Raw genomic sequence first — 18,057 nt, forward strand, 5'->3', positions numbered from 1 at the left:
ACCCCCAACCCCTCCCCTGAAGGGGAGGGGCTTAGAGAGAAGAAGATGAAGCTACCCGATTTCGAAGCCTGGGCAGTATTTGCCGCGGTGGTCGAGCATCGCTCGTTCAGCGGCGCGGCGGAGGCGCTGGCGGTATCCAAAGCGACCGTGTCCAAGGCGATCACCCGGCTGGAGGCGCGGCTGGGGACGTCGCTGTTCCACCGCACCTCGCGGCGGCTGACCCTCACCGACAGCGGTCGCGCGCTCGCCGATCATGCCCAGCGCATCCTTTCCGAAGGCCAGGCCGCCGAGGAGGCGGCGTTCGAATCGGCAAGCGCGCCCGTCGGCGTGGTGCGGCTCGCGGCGCCGCTGACCTTCGGCATCCGCCATCTGGCCCCGGCGCTCGCCGAGTTCATGACCCTGCATCCCGGGATCAAGGTCGACCTCAGGCTGTCGGACGCCTTCGTCGACATCGTCGGCGAAGGGATCGACATCGCGATCCGCATCGCCGAGCTGCCCGACAGCTCGCTGCGCGCGCGGCGGCTGGGGCCGGTCAACGGGCATATCGTCGGCTCGCCGGCCTATTTCGACCGCGCCGGACGCCCGCGCCATCCCGCCGACCTCGCCCACCATGCCTGCTTCGTCTACACCAATACCGCGACGCCGGATGTCTGGCGCTTCCGCCGCGCGGGCGGAGAGGAGGCTGCGGTCCGTATCGACGGGCCGATCCGCACCGATAATGGCGATGCGATGCTACCGGCGCTGCGCGCGGGGCTCGGCGTCGCGCGCTTGCCCGACTTCCTGGTCAGCGAAGAGCTCGCGGCCGGCCGGCTCGAATCCGTGCTCGCCGATTGGGCGATCGGCGCGGCGGGGCTTCATCTGCTTACCCCTCCGGGGACATTGCGTCCCGCCCGCGTCGAAGCATTGATCGATTTCCTCAGCGATCGGCTCAAGCGCATGTGCGGCGAAGTGCACTTTTGACTCGACAGCGAAACGGGATCGAGTCTGCCGCTAGGTAGATTCCCTACGACTCGTGGAACAAGGCCGGTTAGTCAGAAATTAACCTTTTGCCTTCAGAGGTGCTTAGGTTAATGAATTCGTCCAGCGCGACGGCCGTAGGGGTTGCTCGCGTGCTTGGGACAGGGGAACCGACGATGCGCGTGTTGCTGATCGAGGACGAGCCTTCGACTGCCAAGGCGATCGAGCTGATGCTCTCGACCGAAGGGTTCAACGTCTACACGACGGATCTCGGCGAAGAGGGCTTGGACCTCGCCAAGCTCTATGATTACGACATCATCCTGCTCGATCTCAACCTGCCGGACATGCACGGCTATGACGTGCTCAAGAAGGTCCGGGTCGCCCGCGTGCAGACGCCGGTGCTGATCCTGTCGGGCATCAACGAAATGGATTCGAAGGTGCGCAGCTTCGGCTTCGGCGCCGACGATTACGTCACCAAGCCGTTTCACCGCGAAGAGTTGGTCGCGCGCATTCACGCCGTGGTCCGCCGCTCGAAGGGCCACAGCCAGTCGGTCATCCGCACCGGCAAGCTCGCGGTCAATCTCGATGCCAAGACCGTCGAAGTCGATGGCAGCCGCGTGCACCTGACCGGCAAGGAATATGCGATGCTGGAGCTGCTCTCGCTCCGCAAGGGCACCACGCTCACCAAGGAAATGTTCCTCAACCACCTCTATGGCGGGATGGACGAGCCCGAGCTCAAGATCATCGACGTGTTCATCTGCAAGCTGCGCAAGAAGCTCAGCATGGCCTGCGACGGCGAGAATTACATCGAGACCGTCTGGGGCCGCGGCTATGTGCTGCGCGAGCCGGACGGCGTCGAGGGCGCGGAGCCGGTTTCGGCGGTCGCCTGACACGAGACACATGGGGGTAAAGGAAGCCGCGGTCCGGAAGGGCCGCGGCTTTTTTGTCAGCGCCCGGCAGCCTTGAGCGAGATCCAGGCATCGGGCCGCGCGCGCGTTTCCGCGCTCAGCCGCTGGACCAGCGGCGACAGCGCGGGATCGCACAGGCTGGCGAGCGCGAAGGTATTTACCGCGTTGCCGCGTTTCCAGGCATGCGGGGCGTAGTCGGACTGGCCGGCGGCGGCGCGTTGCTTGTCGAAACTGACCTTCGACCGTGCGAACTCGGTGTGAGTCTGGTTGCCCAGCGCATAGGGCTTCAGCCAGCCGAGCGCCGCGGCGAGGCTCGACCCCGTGGGACTTTGCCAGCGATACCAGTCCTCGCCATGCGCTCTGGCGGCGATCGCGGCCATCAGCAGCGGATCGAGATCGTAGGTGACATAATGCAGCGCGTCGCGCTCGTGAAAGTCGAGCACCGATCCGTCCGGTCGTATGTTCGCCGCGATCTGCGCGCGAAACGCGGCGCGGGCGCGGGCGATCAGCTGGCCGTTGCCGCTCTGGAACGCCGCCATCGTCGCCAGCTTGACGCGGTGGCTCTGCCAATTGGTCATCTGGTCCTTCGACGTGCGCTCCGCCGCGTCGAGATAGCCCGACGCCATCCGCGTCCAGAACGCTCCGAGCTTCGATCGCAACGCTGGCGGCAGGTCGGCTTCGGTGAGGTCGGTGGCCATGATGAGCGTGTCGAAGCCGGTCTCGTCGATCGGATTGAACGACATCTGATAGGTGTCGACCCACGCCCCGAGATAGCGGCCGGCCTGGTTCAGGTAGCGCCGGTCCCCGCTCAGCCGCCACGCCAGCGCAAGATCGAGGACGATCGGCTGGTCCTGCTTCGCCTTGAGGCTGATGTCGCGAATGCCATTGCCGGGGAGCGTACCCTCGGTGTGGAGGCGCGGAATCGCGCCGGGCGCCCGGCCGAGCGCCTTTCCGGCGCGCGCCAGCACCTGGCGGGAGACGGCGCCGTCGGCCGCGCGGGCATAGCGCGGGCCGAGGATCGCATAATCCTGTGGGGCGGCAGGGGCGGCCATCAGGGCCAGGCTGGTAAGCAGAACATACATGCGGTTCGTCTCCGTCACTCGGGCAGCCGCCCGAGTCGTGGATCATATTGCGGTCAAGATGAACCGCTGGGATCGGTGATCGTGCCCATTTCGCGAGGATCGGTGCCGCGCGTGGGGGAAGGCGAGCCGGTCTGGCGCTCGATCCGACGGTGCACCACCGGCTCGGTGCCCGGAATGCGCAGCTGGCGCAGCGCCTCGCTATTGGCATCGTCGGCATGGGTGCGCCGGTAATTGTGGCGGACATAATCGAGCCAGGTCGCGACATGATAGCGCTCGATCCACAGCTCCGAATCGCCGAGATCGCGCAGCAGCGCCCATTGGCGCGCGCCGTCGCGGCGGCGGATGCGGCGGCGCTCGGACATCGCGGCGAGGAAGGCGGCGACATTGGCCTCGGCGATGCGATGCTCGATGGTGATGACGATCGGTCCGCTGCGCGGCTCGACCGGGACCGCCGTCTGCGGCTCGCGCCAGCTGTCGCGCGGGTCGAGGTTGAGCTGGCTGACTGCGGGGAGCCGCCAGATCAGGCCTGCAGGGACGCTGAGCAATTGGAGGATCGCGGCGACCATCAGCGCCGCCTCCACGCCCCGCGCGCCCGCAATGGCGCCGAAAACCCAGCTGCCACTGGCCATCCCGCCGAACGCCGCCATCTGATAGAGCGCGAGCGCGCGTCCGACGACCCAGCGCGGCGACGCCATCTGGACGCTGACGTTGAAGGTCGACAGCGCGACCACCCAGCCGGCGCCGCACAATGCCAGCGCGAGGAGGGTCAGTGCCAGCCAGCCGGTCGCCGCGGTCGCTGCCGCGCCCAAGGCGAGCGCCGGCGCTGCGACGCGCACGAGGTTCTCCGTCGACAGCCGCTGGCGCAGCCACCCGCTGCCAAGCGCCCCGCCGACCGCGCCGGCTCCAAACCCGCCGAGCAGCAGGCCATAGGTCAGCGGGCCGCCATGGACGATGTCGCGCGCGACCAGCGGCATCAGCGCCGGCACTGCGCTTGCCGCGAAGCCGAACAGCGCCGCGCGGACCAGCACGATGCGGATCGGCGGCGAGAGCCGGACGTAGCGGATCCCCGCGACCATCGCGACGCCGATCCGCTCGCGCGGCAGCGGGCGCGGCGGCAGATCAGGCTTCCAGCGCGCGAGCACGGTGATCAGCCCGACATAGCTGACAGCATTGATCAGGAACGCCGCCGCCGCGCCCGCCGCCGCGACGATGACGCCGCCGATCGCCGGTCCGAGGCTGCGCGCGACGTTGAACCCCATGCTGTTGAGCGCGACGGCGCTCGGCAGCATCGGGCGTGGCACCATATCGCCGACCGAGGCTTGCCACGCCGGGCCGTTGAGCGCGGTCCCGCAGCCGATCAGGAAGGTGAAGACGAGCAGCAGCCACGGCGTGAGCAGCCCCGCCCAGCCGCCGAGCGCGAGCAATGCCGAGACCGACAGCATGAAGCATTGCGCGGCGAGCATGACCCGGCGGCGATCGAGATTGTCGGCGACGGCGCCCGCCCATAGCGAAAGCAGCATGATCGGCAGGCTGGTCGACGCCTGCACCAGCGCGATCATCTGCGGCGACCCGCTGAGGCTCGTCATCATCCACGACGCGCCGACCGACTGGATCAACCCGCCGAAATTGGAGGCGAGGCTGGCGATCCAGACCGCGCGGAAAAGGGGGAGGTCGAAGGGAGAGCGGGTGTCGCGCGGGGCGTCCATGGTTGCTCAATCCCTCAACCGCGCAGGCGATCCGCTGTCTAAGGAACGAGGAGGCGTAAGCCAACACCGTTCCCCGGCGAAGGCCGAGATCTAGCTTCGGCGTCTAGTGAAGAGAATGTCCGCCTAGCTGCGACGCGGCCGTTCCCCGGCTTCGCCGGGGAACGGCCCTGATCCGGTTGGAACCTTCCGAAGCTCAGCGCAGATTGAAACGAATCCCGACGCGGAACTGGCGCCCCAGCATGTCCGAGTAGGTGCTGTTCGCGGCGAGGCCGGTTTCGGGCACGAGCAGCGGCCAGCGATTGAAAACGTTGGTCACGTTGAAGAACATCTCGGCTTCCGCACTGCTGCTCACCGCAATCTTCTGCGTCAGGTTCAGGTCGACATAGAACAATCCCGACACGTGATTGTCGTCATAGGTCGGGAACTGCGTGGTCGAGACTGGGCAACTCGTGCTGCACTCGATGCCGCTGGCGACATATTTCCCGGCGCTGATGCCGCGGCCGACCACGGTCGCGGAGAAGCTGGGCGAGTCATAAGCGAGGCTGCCGCGGAACATCCAGGTCGGCGTGCTGGCCTGGCCGCCATTCGCCCCGACGCTGTCGACCGGCACGACACCGGTGATCCCGGTGGTGGTGATGTTGTCGATATAGCGGGTCGCGACGCCGTGCAGCGTGACCCCTGCGTTACCGCCCACCTCCACGCGGTAGGACGCGTCGAAGTCGATGCCGCGCACCAGTTGTTTGGTGAAGTTGTACGGTCGCGTCGTAAACAGAAGCCGCGTGGGATCATTCGGCGACTGCTGGATCTGCGCGCAGAAGTCCTGACGGCCTTCGAAACAGCGATTGATGATCTGCTGCGCGCTGAACGTACCGATGGCATTGTTGATCTCGATACGGAAATAATCGGCCGAGAAGTTGAAGCCACGGAGGAAGGTCGGTGAGAACACCGCGCCGATGTTCCAGGAATCTGCCTTTTCCGGAACGAGGTCGAGATTGCCGAGCGTGGTGGCAGTGTAGCCGACATTGTTCAAGGGATAGCTGCCCCCGTTGGGGCCGGACCCGGCGCCGAAGGGATTGGTCACAGAGTCGCTGTTCTGCGCCACCTGGTACAGATCGGCGAGGTTTGGCGCGCGGATGTCGCGCGAGCGCGTCACCCGGAAGCGAATATCGTCGATCGGTGCCCATGTCGCCCCCGCCTTCCAGGTGGTGACGTAGCCCGATGACGAGTAGTCCGTGGCGCGCACCGCGCCGTTGAACTCGAGACCGAGCCCAAGCGGAATCACCGTTTCGAGATACGCTTCCTTGACGTCATATTCGCCGTTGGTCGGCACGTAGTTGCCGACCGACCAATTCGTCGTCACGCGGCCATTCGCTATGAAGGGCAGGAATTCGTTCGGGACGGTGCCCCGGATCTTCTCCTTGCGATATTCGCCGCCGAACGCGACGCTGACGTCGCCCGCCCAGGTGGCGAAAGGCGTCACCGACCAATTTGCACCCATCACGAATTGTTCGAGCACTTCGTCGCGATAGGGGTTGCCGAGCACATAGTCGATCGCCGCCTGATTGGCGACGCCGACGCCCAGGCGGTTGAGCGGCACGCAGGCGCGGTCGTCATTGACCAAGGCATTCGAGTTAGCCGTCGGCGTGTTTAGTGTGCTGGAAAAGGTATCGACGTTAACTGCGCAAACGATCGAGCCGGGCGCATAGCCGCCGGGATTACCTGGCTGGGCGATAACCGCGTTGGTCGCATTCAACATGCGGTTGGTGTTCATGATGTTCTGCAGTTCTTCGTGCAGATCGGCTCGGCCGTACTGAACGTAGACATCCCAGGCGGCGGGCTTGCCGAACGCCTCGAACTTGCCCTCGGCGCCGATCAGTCCGCGCTTGACCGTGCGCTCGTTGGCGACCGCGCGGAACGGCAAGTCGGCGGCAGTCGTCGCGACGGTGATGCCCGTCACCCCGCTCAGCCGTGCCGCACCCAGTGCCTGCAGCGCGAAAGGATTGCAGTTGGGGCCCGGGGTTGCGAGGCTGCATCCGGTGGTGTTGATCGCGATGCCGGTGGAGAGGTTCGGGCCCGCGTTGAAGAAGACCTTCTGGTGGTTGTACGCGCCCTCGGCGAACAGCTCGACATCGTCCAGAATCTCATAGCTGAGGCGCCCGAAAAAGCCGTAGCGGTCGTCCTTCGGCATCAGGCCGATGCGCCGCCCCGAATCGTTGACTTGCCACGAGCCGTTCTGGATCAGTGACGGCGCGCCAACCGTGCCGACGGGATTGAAGTTTGTCGGCAGCAGCGTGCCATAGTCGAAACGGGTCACCGCGCCACCTTGGCCGAAATACAGGCCGCGCAGCGCATTGGTGGTGGTGCCCGCAGATGCAGTGATCAGGCCGCCGGGCGTAGAGTTGCCCTGACCGATGGGGCGGAGGGTGGTGAGATATTGCGGTGCCGTGGTACTGGCCGATGTCCAGGCCGGGTTCTGGACGCGGACATAGCCAGTATGGTTCCATTTCCGGTCGACGGCGTCGACTTCGTAGATGCCGTCCTGATGCGCGATCTCGGCGCTCAGCAACACGTGGCCGCGGCCGCCGGCGAACGCCTTGCCGGCTGCTATGCTGCCCGAATAGTTGGCACCGTCGCCATAGCCAGTGACGCCGCTGTCACCGGTGACGCGCAGCCCGGTGAACTTGTTGTCGAGGATGAAGTTGACCACGCCCGCGACTGCGTCCGAACCATAAGCAGACGAGGCACCGCCCGTGGACACTTCGACCCGCTCGATTAGGGATTGCGGGATGGTGTTCACGTCGACCACGCCGTTGACGGCCGAGCCGACCGAGCGGCGGCCATTCACCAGGATCAACGTTCGCGTCTCGCCCAGGTTGCGAAGATTGAGCGCATTGATGCCGGCCTGGCCGCTCGACAAATTGAGGCGCGAATTGGCGGGCTTGGTCGAACCGGCGAGCTGGGGCAGCTGGTTGACGAAGTCGGCGATATTGTTGGTCGGGGAGCTATTCTGGATGTCGTCGCGAGTCAGCACGGTCAGCGGGGTGGGCGCCTGGAAGCCGTCGCGGATAATGCGCGTGCCGGTGACGAGCACTTCGCCATTATCTTCGACCTGGGGCGCCGATTCCTGGACGGTCGGGTTGCCGGCTCCCATTGTCTGCGCTGCAGCGGGCAGCGCGACGAGCGAGGCGAGGGCCAGCGCGGCCATGCACGAGTAACTTGCGAGATCCGATTGCCGGCGTGGATTCTTCATTCGACTCCCCCCTTTGGGATAATTTCCGGACCGGCGAGCCGGCCTGCGCGAATGCCCTCCGCGGCAACGCACCGCACCTTCGCCGCGGCCTCTGGCGGGCCGGCATGCGATCGTACCGCGACGAAGGTGCGCCGCGGTTTCGCGAGGCGTCAACCCGGCTTCGAGCTTCTATGACTTTTCCAAGTCATAGCCGGAGCCTATGGCTCTGCCCATAGCCTGCCTCTATGGGCGGCACAGCGCTTGCCATGCGACGGAGCGCTCCGCGGCGCTAGCTTGCCGCGACCCGCCACAGCAGGAAGTTTGCCGATGTTCGACCGCCGCTCTTTCCTGCTCGGCTCGGTCGCGACCCTGGCGCTGGCACCGGCTGCCGCAGCGCTGGGGCAGGCGAGGCTGGTGCGCCAGGCGGCGGTGCGCGGTGCACATGCATCGATCGAGATCGTCGACGATGCGTTCGGCGTGCCGCATATCCGCGCGGCATCGATCCCCGACGCGTTTTTCGGCCAGGGCTATGTCGTCGCGCGCGACCGGCTGTTCCAGATCGACTTGTCGCACCGGCGCGAGATGGGCCGGCTCGCCGAGGTGTTCGGCGCGGATTTCGCCAGGCACGACGCGACCGCGCGGCTGTTCCACTATCGCGGCGACCTCGACGCCGAGCTGCGCGCGGTGCCGCATGACGTGCTCGCCTGCGCGCGCGCCTATGTCGCCGGGATCAACGCACGGATCGACGACGTGCTCGCCGATCGCAGCCTGCTGCCGCTCGAATATGCCATTCTCGGCATCGCGCCGATGCGTTGGGACGTGCGCGACCTGGTGCTGGCGCGCGGCGCCTCGATCGACAATGCCGATGACGAAGTGCGCCGCGCGCAGCTCGCCGCCTTGGGGTTGCTCGATCTCGACGCGATCGTCGCGCCGCTGCGCCCGAGCTGGACGATGCGCGTGCCGGAGGGGCTCGACGCCGCTGCGGTATCCGAGGCGGATCTCGGCATGCTGCGGCTGGGCGGGCTGCCGTTCGGGCCGGAGACGCCGGTCGCCGACTCCGCCGCGGGGCCGGACGCCCGCGCCAATGCCGGCAGCAATGCCTGGACGATCGCGCCGTCGCGCAGCGCGACCGGACGGGCGATCCTCGCCAATGATCCGCATCTCGGCATCGGCAGCTTCGGCCCGCGCCACGTCGCGCATCTGAGCGCCCCGGGGCTCGACGTGATCGGCGGCGGTTCGCCCGGGCTACCGGGGATCATGCAGGGGCATACCGATCGCTTCGCGTTCGGCCGCACCAACTTCCATATCGACCAGCTCGACCTGTTCGTGCTCGAGTTGCATCCCGACGACCCCGAGCGATACCGGCACGAGGGTGCGTGGAAGCCGTTTCGCCGCGTCGAGGCGGCGATCGCGGTCAAGGGCGGCGCGCCCTATCTGACCACCTTGCGCTACACGGTGCAGGGGCCTGTGGTGTCGCACGATCCGGCGCGGCGGCGTGCGACCGCGGTGGCGTCGATCGGGATGCAGCCGGGCGGACACGGCGCCTTCGCGATGATCGTGATCAATCTCGCCAAAGACTGGAAAAGCCTGCGCAAGGCGTTCCCGCTCCATCCGTCGCCGACCAATTTCCATTATGCCGATGTCGAAGGGAATACCGGCTGGCAGGTGATCGGCTTCGTGCCGGTGCGCAAGCAGGGTGACGGGCTGCTGCCGGTGCCGGGCGACGGGCGCTACGACTGGACCGGGATGCGCGACTTCGCCGCGCTGCCGAGCGAGTACAACCCCACCAAGGGCTGGTTCGCCTCCGCCAACCAGAACAACCTTCCCGCCGACTGGCCGCGCGACCGCATCCCGGCTTTCTCGTTCCGCGATCCCTATCGCTACGAGCGGATCGCCGACGTGCTTTCGGGACAGGCGAAGCATGGCCTCGCCGACAGCGTCGCGCTCCAGCACGATACGTTGTCGACCCCGGCGCGGCAGTTGGTCGCGCTGCTGCCCGCGCAACCTTCGGCTGGCGCGCGCCCGGCGGCCGAGATGCTGCGCGGCTGGGACGCCCGGATCGATGGACGCAGCGGCGCCGCCGCCTTGTTCGAGATCGTGTGGCGCGATCTCGGCAGGCGGATGCTCGCGGCGATCGTGCCCGCCCGGGCGAAGCATCTCGTCACCGAGATTGCGCCGTCGGTGCTGCTCGGGCTGCTCGCGAACCCCGATGCGCGGCTCGGCGCCGATCCGGCGGCGGCGCGCGATACGCTGCTCGACGCGGCGTTGGTGGCGGGTTGGGCGTCGGCGCGCGCGCTGCTCGGCGCCGATCCGGCGGCGTGGCGCTGGGACACACTGCACCAGGTGCGGATACAGCATCCGCTGTCGCGGATCCCGGCGATTGCCAAGGCATTTCCGCCGATCGAGGGAAGAGGGTCGGGTGGCGACGGCTATACCGTGATGGCGCGGTGGCTGGGGAGCGGCCCCGGCTGGCGCGCCGGCGGCGGGGCGAGCTACCTCCAGGTGATCGACGTCGGGGCGTGGGACAATTCGCTGTTCCTCAACCTGCCGGGCCAGGTGAACGACCCGCGCTCGCCGCATCACCGCGACCAATATGCGCCGTGGAGCGAGGGGGTGATGCAGCCGCTGCTGTTTAGCCGCGGGGCGGTGGATGCGCGGGCGGAGGCGCGGATGGTGCTGGTGCCCAAGCGCTAGCCCCAAATCCGTTTGCCCTGAGCTTGTCGAAGGGCCGTTCTTCTTCTGCGACGCTCAAAGAAGGACGGTGCTTCGACAAGCTCAGCACGAACGGGTGTGGGGGCGGCTCCGGCCTACCCGTGCAAATTCATCAGCGAGTCCATCAGCCCGTCCTCGGCGCTGGAACACACCCCCAGCACCACCGCTTCGTCGCAGCCTTCGCCGGTGACGTACGCATGCCCCATGTTCGAATCGAGGTAGATCGATTCGCCCGTCTCCAAACTCACCGGATCGTAGAATTCGGTATGGACGACGATCCGACCGCTGACGACATAGATGAATTCCTCGCCCGAATGGTGGACCAGGTCGCCGAATGCCTCGACCGACTTGGCGCGCACCCGCGTGATCACCGGGATCATCCGCTTCCGGCGCAGTTCGGTGCAGAGATAGTAATAATCGTAATTCGCAGTGTTGACCCGCACCGCGCGGTCGACGTCGCCGATGCTGCGCCGTGCGGTGACCGGCGGCTCAGGCGCCGAGTCGTTCTCGGCGAACAGCTCGGACATGCGGATGTTGAGCCGCTGGCTGAGCTGGAGAAGCTTGTCATAGGTCAGGGTCAGCCGATCATGCTCGACCTTCGACAAGGTCGAGATCGGAATGCCGCTGCGAATGCTCATCTCCTTGAGCGTCCAGCTGTTCCGCGCCCGCAAAGCCCGTAGCAGCGCACCCAGAGTGGGCTGTTCGACCTTCAGACGCGTGGCCATTGGGCACCCCGGTTTGACATTTCTCTAAACAGGATCATTATGTCTCAATCAGGCCTAACTGGTTCGTACTAGAGACATAGCCTACCCGTAGACGCAAACCGGTGCAATCGAACAAGCCGGGCGTCGCGAGGAGACAGGGGAGACAGCGCGATGTGGAAACGTTCGCTTACGATGCTCGCGGCCGGTTTGCTCGGCCTCGCCGTCGGTGTGCCGGCCTTCACCCAGGCGCCCGCGCCGCTGACTCCGGTTGCGCAGACGCCCGCGCCGGCCGTACCCGCGACTCCCGCCGGGCCCGCGACGCTGACCAAGGCCGATGCCGATGCGTGGCTCGACGGTTTCATGCCCTATGCGCTCGCCCGCGGTGACGTCGCCGGCGCGGTGGTCGTGGTGGTCAAGGACGGCCAAGTCATCACCCAGCGCGGCTTCGGCTATTCCGACGTCGCCAAGCGCAAGCCGGTCGATCCGGCGACCACCCTGTTCCGCCCGGGCTCGACCTCGAAGCTCTATACCTGGACCGCGGTGATGCAGCTGGTCGAGGCGGGCAAGCTCAACCTCGACGCCGACGTCAACCAGTATCTCGATTTCAAGATACCGCCCTATCACGGCAAGCCGATCACGCTGCGCAACATCATGACGCACACCGCCGGCTTCGAGGAGATCATCAAGGGGCTGATCAGCTTCGACAAGCCGGTGCCGAGCCTCGGCGACGTGCTCAAGCACCGCATTCCGGAGCGCATCTACGAACCCGGCAGCACACCGGCTTACTCGAACTATGCCACTGCGGTGGCCGGCTATATCGTCGAGCGGGTCTCGGGGATGCCGTTCGACGACTATATCGAGAAGAACATCTTCGCCCGGCTCGGCATGCAATATGCGAGCTTCCGCCAGCCGCTGCCGGCCAAGCTCAAGCCCTATGCGTCGCAGGGCTATGAGCTCGGCTCGGGACCGGCAAAGAAATACGAGCTGATCGGCATGGCGCCGGCCGGCGCCTCCGCGATCAGCGGCGGCGACATGGCGAAGTTCATGATCGCGCATCTCAACAATGGCGGCCCGCTGCTCAGCCCGGCCACCGCGAAGCTGATGCACGCGCCGCAGCCGAGCGCGATCCCGGCAGTCAATACGATGGCGCTCGGCTTTTACGAGCAGCGCATCAATGGCCGCCGCGCGATCGCGCATGGCGGCGACACGATGTATTTCCACAGCGATCTGTGGATCTTCCCCGAGGACAATGTCGGGCTCTACGTCTCGATGAACAGCGACGGCAAGGACGGGGTCACTCGCGTGCTGCGCGGCTCGCTGTTCGAGGAGTTCGCCGACCGCTATCTGCCCGATCCGAACAAGAAGCCGCCCGTCGAGCTGCCGACCGCCAAGGAGCATGCCAAGCTGCTCGTCGGCAACTGGACCAACAGCCGCCGGATCGAGTCGACCTTCGCCAAGGTCGCCGGGCTGCTCAGCGACACCAAGGTGACCCTCGACGCCGACGGCCGCCCGGTAATTGCGGGCGTCGACAGCCCCGGCGGCGCGCCGCGCAAGCTCATCGAAGTCGCGCCGTTCGTCTGGCAGGACGCCTATGGCCATGAGCGGCTCGCCGCGCAGGTCGTCGACGGCAAGGTCGCGCGCTGGAGCTTCGGCGAGGTCTCGCCGTTCATGGTGTGGTACCGTACGCCCGCGGCGATCGACAGCGCCTGGCTGCTGCCGGCCCTGCTGTTCGGCATCGCCGTGGTGCTGCTCACGGCGCTGTCCTGGCCGGTCGGCTGGTTCACCCGCCGCCGTTATGGCGCGACGCTGGCGCTCGAGGGCGAGCGCCTGCGTACCTATCGCGCGGTCCGCGGCCTGGCATGGGCGACGCTCGCCGCCTTGCTCGGCTGGCTGGTGGTGATCAGCGGGATCGAGAATTTCGAGGGCCACGGCTCGAACGATTGGCTGATCCTGCTCGTCCAGCTCCTCGGCACGCTCGCCTTTTTCGGGCTGTTCGGGCTGTCGATCTGGAGTGCCTGGCTGACCTGGAAGGGGAAGAGCGGCTGGTTCGCGAAGGTGTGGAGCGTGCTGCTGGTGCTCGGCGCCTTCTTCATCCTCTACACCGCGCTCGCCTTCCGGCTGATCGCGTTCGGCGCCGAGTTCTGACGTCGTGGTCCAGCGCCTCGCGGTCGACGTGGCAGTGGAACGGCTTCCGTTCGCGAAGCCGTTCCGGATCGCGGGGCACGTCTTCACGGAAAGCCCGGTGGTGGTCGTCACGCTGTCCGACGGCCTCCACACCGGCCGCGGCGAGGCGAGCGGCGTCTATTATCTGGGCGACGATGTAGACGCGATGACCGCCGCGCTGGAGACGGTGCGCGAGCGACTGTCGGGCGGAATGACGCGGGCCGAACTCCAGCAGGCACTGCCGCCGGGTGGCGCACGTAACGCCGCCGACTGCGCCTTGTGGGAGCTCGAAGCCAAGCGCGCCGGCGTGCCGGTGTGGAAGCTGGCCGGGCTGCCCGAGCCCAAGCCGCTGCTCACCACCTTCACGCTCGGCGCCGACGATCCGGCGGCGATGGCGCAAGCGGCCGTCGACTATGGTGCGGCGCGGGCGCTCAAGCTCAAGCTCACCGGCGACCTTGCGCTCGACAGCGCCCGGATCCGGGCAGTGCGTGCGGCGCGGCCCGACTGCTGGACCGGCGTCGATGCCAATCAGGGCTTCCGCATCGACGAACTCGACGCGCTGGTCGCGGTGCTGGTCGAGACCAAGGTCGCCTTGCTCGAGCAGCCGCTCGCGCGCGGACGCGAGGCCGATCTCGACGGCTATGACTCGCCGATTCCGATCGCCGCGGACGAAAGCGCACTCGCGCTCGCCGACACCGACGGGCTGGTCGGCCGCTTCGACACGGTCAACATCAAGCTCGACAAATGCGGCGGGCTTACCGAGGCGATCGCGATCGCCCGCCGTGCCCGCGCGCTCGGGCTCGGCGTGATGGTCGGCAACATGGTCGGATCGAGCCTGGCGATGGCGCCGGCGTTCCTGCTCGGGCAGCTGTGCGACGTCGTCGACCTCGACGGACCGACCTTCCTCGCCGCCGACCGCCAGCCCGGCATCCGCTATGCCGACGGCTATATCCATTGTCCGGAGGACGTGTGGGGGCATCGGGCGCTGTGCGGCGTACGTGCATGAAGCAACATAGTTGCAATAATAGTTGACTCTTCTCTGATCAGGATCATAGCATCCTGATCAGATAACAGAACACACAGGGAGCGCGGCAATGCCTTCATTGCCCGAGATCTCGCGGCGCCGGATGCTCGGCGGCGCGGCTGCCGTCGCGGCCACCGGTTTTCCGATGGTCAATCGCGGCATGTTCCGGCTGCATGCCGCGTCGCCGCGCTATTCGCGCCGAGCGATCGAGCTGGTGCGATCGTCGCTGGTCATCGACATGCTGGGCGCGCTCAAGATCGACGAGAGCCCCGAATTCTATGGCGCGCCGCTCAGCGCGCAGGACGCGGCCGATTGGCGCGCGTGCGGGATCACCAGCATTCACCACGCCAGCGGGATGGGTGGCCCCAATGCCCGCACCGACACGCTCGAATGGATCGCGCTGAGCCAGGGCTATGTCGCCCGCGCCGCGCATCTGTTCAGCCTGGTCGACAAGGCCGCCGACCTCGACCGCGCCAAGCGCGACGGCAAGGTCGCGGTCATTCTCGGGCTGCAGAATAGCGAGCATTTCCGCGACGTCGCCGACGTCAAGCTGTTCCACCAGATCGGCCAGCGCTGCTCGCAGCTGACCTACAACACCCAGAACCTGCTCGGCTCGGGATCGACCGAGCGGGTCGACGGCGGCGTCACCGATTTCGGCGCCGAGATCGTCGCGGAGATGAACAAGGTCGGCATGCTCGTCGACGTGTCGCACAGCGGCGACCGCACCACGCTCGACGCGATCGCGCTCTCGGCTAAGCCGATCGCGATCACCCACAGCAATTGCCGCGCCTTGGTCAACCACCCGCGGCTCAAGACCGACGCAGCGATCAAGGCGCTGGCGGCGAAGGGCGGGGTGATGGGGGTGACCGGCGTCCGCATGTTCGTCAGCGCGAAGGAACCGACCGCCGTTCCCCAGATCGTCGACCATATCGACCATATCGTGAAGCTGGTCGGCGTCGACCATGTCGGAATCGGCTCGGACTCCGACCTCAACGGCTATGACGACATGCCGCCGGCCAAGCTCGCCGAGATGAAGGCGGCGTACAAGGCGAGCTACGCCTTTCGCGACAAGGTCGACACCGACGGCTTCGATCATCCGCGGAAAGTCTACGACCTGACCGAGGAGCTGATCCGCCGCAACTATTCCAACGAGAACATCGCGGCCGTGCTGGGCGGCAATTTCCGCCGCCTGCTCGGCCAGGTCTGGGGCGGATAAATTTCTAGGGGACCAACCATGAAGCGCTTTGCACCTTCGACCCGCATATTGCTGGCCATTACCACCGCCGCGGGCGCGCTCGCGGTCGCCGCGCCGGCCTGCGCGCAGGACGGCCAATCCTCGGTCGCGCCCAACGAGGAGATCGTCGTCACCGCGCAGAAGCGCGAGCAGACATTGCTCGAGATTCCGCAGTCGATCTCGGTGGTCGGCGCCGAGCGTCTCGAGCGCCAGCAGGCGACGAGCTTCGTCGATTATGCCGCGCTCGTCCCCGGGCTGAGCCTCCAGCAGGGCAATCCCGGCGAGACCCGCGTCGTGCTGCGCGGGATCAACACCGGCGGCGCCAGCCCGACCACGGCGATCTATATCGACGAGACCCCGTTCGGCGCGAGCACCGGCCAGGCCAACGGCGCGATCCTCGCCGGCGACGTCGACCCGTTCGACATCGCGCGGGTCGAGGTGCTGCGCGGGCCGCAGGGCACGCTGTACGGCGCCAATTCGCTGGGCGGCGTCGTCAAGTTCGTCACCGTGGCGCCGAAGCTCGGCACCTTCGAGGGCCGCGTCCAGGCGGGCGTCGAGACGGTCAAGGACGGCGACATGGGCTGGAACGGCAATGCCGTGGTCAATGTGCCGATCGGCAAGATCGCGGCGCTGCGGGTCAGCGGATTCTACCGCGAGCAAGGCGGGTTCATCGACACCGTCGGCATCGCGCGCGACAATTTCAACGACCTCACCAGCTATGGCGGTCGCGCCTCGCTGCTGGTCAAGCCGACCGACGATCTTTCGATCCGGCTGACCGCGATGGCGCAGAACATCCGCGCCGACGGGCGCGCCGCGTTCGACGCCGATCCGCTCACCCTCCAGCCGCAGACGACCGACCCGGCGACCGGCGCCTCTACCGAGGGGCGGCTGACCCGCACGCAATATTATCCCGACAAGAACGACGTCGACTATCGCAACTATAACGGCACGCTCGACTGGGATCTCGGCTTCGCCTCGCTGACCTCGGCGACGAGCTACAGCACGACGATCCAGCATGAGGTCACCGACAGCAGCTACCAGCTGGCCGGGATCGGCGACGCCTTTTACGGCAATGTCGGGACGCCGGGGCCGCGCGGCATCACCCTGCCGGCGACGGTCTCCGCCAAGAAGTTCACCCAGGAAGTGCGGCTGGCATCGCCGTCGAGCAATGTGCTCGAATGGCTGGTCGGCGGCTATTATACGCGCGAGGAGGGGCTGATCTCCCAGCGCTATGTGCCGTTCGCTCTCGACACCGGCGAGGCGCTCGACCCGGCCCTGACCTTGCCGCTCGGTCCCGGCGGCGCCGATGTCGTCTTCCCCGAATTCGTCCGTGCCGAGCTCGCCTCGGTCTATCGCGAATATGCCGGGTTCGGGAGCGTGACGCTCCACATCGGCCCGCGCTTCGATCTCACCGCCGGCGCGCGCTACAGCCACAACAACCAGCGCACCCGCCAATTGCTCGACGGCGCGCTGCTGCCGCTACAGGGCTCGCCGATCGGACCAGACATCAACAACGGGCGCTCGTCGGAGAATGTGTTCACCTGGTCGGTCGCGCCGCGCTTCGAGCTCAACGACCAGGTCTCGCTCTATGCCCGCGTCGCCAAGGGCTATCGCCCGGGCGGCCCCAATGTCGTGCCGCCGGGGGCGGGATCGGCATTCCCGGGCTTCTTCGAGGCCGACACCTTGATCAGCTACGAGGCCGGCATCCGCGGCGAGACCGCCGACCACGCCTTCGCGCTCGACGCGTCGCTCTACTATCTCGACTGGGACAATATCCAGGTGCTGGTGGTCTATCAGACCGGGATCGGCCCGATCGGCGCCGACGGCAATGGCGACAGCGCGCGCAGCCAGGGTGCCGAGATCACCGCGACGCTACGCCCGACGCGCGGCTTCGATGTGGTCGCGAACGTCGCCTACAACGACGCCAAGCTGCGCGACGACCTGCCCCCCGGCGATGGCGGGTTCAAGGGCGACCGGCTGCCTTATGCGCCCGAATGGACCGCCAACCTCTCGGCCGATTACGAATGGAGCGTGGGCGGCGGCACCACGGCGTTCGTCGGCGGCAATGTCCGGCTCGTGAGCGACCAGGAAGCCGATTTCGACGATGTCTTCCGCACGCAATTCGGGCGGCGGATCAACATCGACGGCTATGCGACGGTGGACCTGCGCGCGGGCGCGCGGTTCGGGGCGTTCAACGTCACGGCGTTCGCCAAGAACCTCACCAATTCGCGCGGGCTGACCAGCGCCGGCACCTTCGGCGGGCGGCCAGGCACGCTCGTCTCGGCATCGCCGATCCGTCCGCGCACGCTGGGCGTCACGCTCGGCGCCGGTTTCTGAG

General features: G+C 67.0%; 11 protein-coding genes. 7 read left to right on the forward strand and 4 right to left on the reverse strand.

Going from position 1 to position 18,057, the window contains the following annotated elements; translation table 11 throughout:
- Positions 1-45 precede the first annotated feature (45 nt).
- Both AC3WJI_RS17710 and ctrA read left to right on the forward strand, forming a co-directional pair.
- Positions 46-960, forward strand: a complete 915-nt coding sequence (locus AC3WJI_RS17710) for a LysR family transcriptional regulator (protein ID WP_492758611.1) — start codon at positions 46-48, stop codon at positions 958-960.
- Positions 961-1,133: 173 nt separating this feature from the next.
- On the forward strand, positions 1,134-1,847 hold the full coding sequence (gene ctrA / locus AC3WJI_RS17715; RefSeq protein WP_492758612.1) for a response regulator transcription factor CtrA: 714 nt from the start codon (positions 1,134-1,136) through the stop codon (positions 1,845-1,847).
- A gap of 56 nt (positions 1,848-1,903) precedes the next feature.
- Here the strand turns inward: ctrA and AC3WJI_RS17720 are convergent, their stop codons facing one another.
- The 3 genes from AC3WJI_RS17720 to AC3WJI_RS17730 all read right to left on the reverse strand — a co-directional run bounded on the left by AC3WJI_RS17720 (position 1,904) and on the right by AC3WJI_RS17730 (position 7,903).
- Positions 1,904-2,947: an alginate lyase family protein gene (locus AC3WJI_RS17720; protein ID WP_492758613.1), complete on the reverse strand. Its 1,044-nt coding sequence runs from the start codon at positions 2,945-2,947 to the stop codon at positions 1,904-1,906.
- 53 nt (positions 2,948-3,000) lie between these two features.
- Positions 3,001-4,653: an MFS transporter gene (locus AC3WJI_RS17725; RefSeq protein ID WP_492758614.1), complete on the reverse strand. Its 1,653-nt coding sequence runs from the start codon at positions 4,651-4,653 to the stop codon at positions 3,001-3,003.
- A gap of 193 nt (positions 4,654-4,846) precedes the next feature.
- A complete protein-coding gene (locus AC3WJI_RS17730) occupies positions 4,847-7,903 on the reverse strand; it encodes a TonB-dependent receptor plug domain-containing protein (RefSeq protein WP_492758615.1) in 3,057 nt (1,018 codons plus the stop codon).
- Between the two features lie 306 nt (positions 7,904-8,209).
- Here AC3WJI_RS17730 and AC3WJI_RS17735 point away from each other — a divergent pair, with 306 nt between their 5' ends.
- Entirely contained in the window at positions 8,210-10,576 is a 2,367-nt protein-coding gene (locus AC3WJI_RS17735) for a penicillin acylase family protein (RefSeq protein ID WP_492758616.1), read from the forward strand.
- 113 nt (positions 10,577-10,689) lie between these two features.
- On the opposite strand, the gene AC3WJI_RS17740 is transcribed toward AC3WJI_RS17735, so the two are convergent.
- Complete coding sequence (locus AC3WJI_RS17740; RefSeq protein ID WP_492758617.1) at positions 10,690-11,319, reverse strand: helix-turn-helix domain-containing protein; 630 nt, start codon at positions 11,317-11,319, stop codon at positions 10,690-10,692.
- Positions 11,320-11,469: 150 nt separating this feature from the next.
- Here AC3WJI_RS17740 and AC3WJI_RS17745 point away from each other — a divergent pair, with 150 nt between their 5' ends.
- The 4 genes from AC3WJI_RS17745 (at position 11,470) to AC3WJI_RS17760 (ending at position 18,056) form a co-directional block, all read left to right on the forward strand.
- A complete protein-coding gene (locus tag AC3WJI_RS17745) occupies positions 11,470-13,443 on the forward strand; it encodes a serine hydrolase domain-containing protein (protein WP_492758618.1) in 1,974 nt (657 codons plus the stop codon).
- 4 nt (positions 13,444-13,447) lie between these two features.
- Positions 13,448-14,467 (forward strand): dipeptide epimerase, encoded by a 1,020-nt coding sequence (locus AC3WJI_RS17750; RefSeq protein WP_492758619.1) that lies wholly within the window; start codon positions 13,448-13,450, stop codon positions 14,465-14,467.
- A gap of 88 nt (positions 14,468-14,555) precedes the next feature.
- A complete protein-coding gene (locus AC3WJI_RS17755; RefSeq protein ID WP_492758620.1) occupies positions 14,556-15,701 on the forward strand; it encodes a dipeptidase in 1,146 nt (381 codons plus the stop codon).
- Positions 15,702-15,719: 18 nt separating this feature from the next.
- Positions 15,720-18,056, forward strand: coding sequence for a TonB-dependent receptor (locus tag AC3WJI_RS17760; RefSeq protein WP_492758621.1), 2,337 nt, complete (start codon positions 15,720-15,722; stop codon positions 18,054-18,056).
- Position 18,057: the final 1 nt, after the last annotated feature.

This window comes from Sphingomonas sp. FW306-1B-B10E (genome assembly GCF_058782005.1).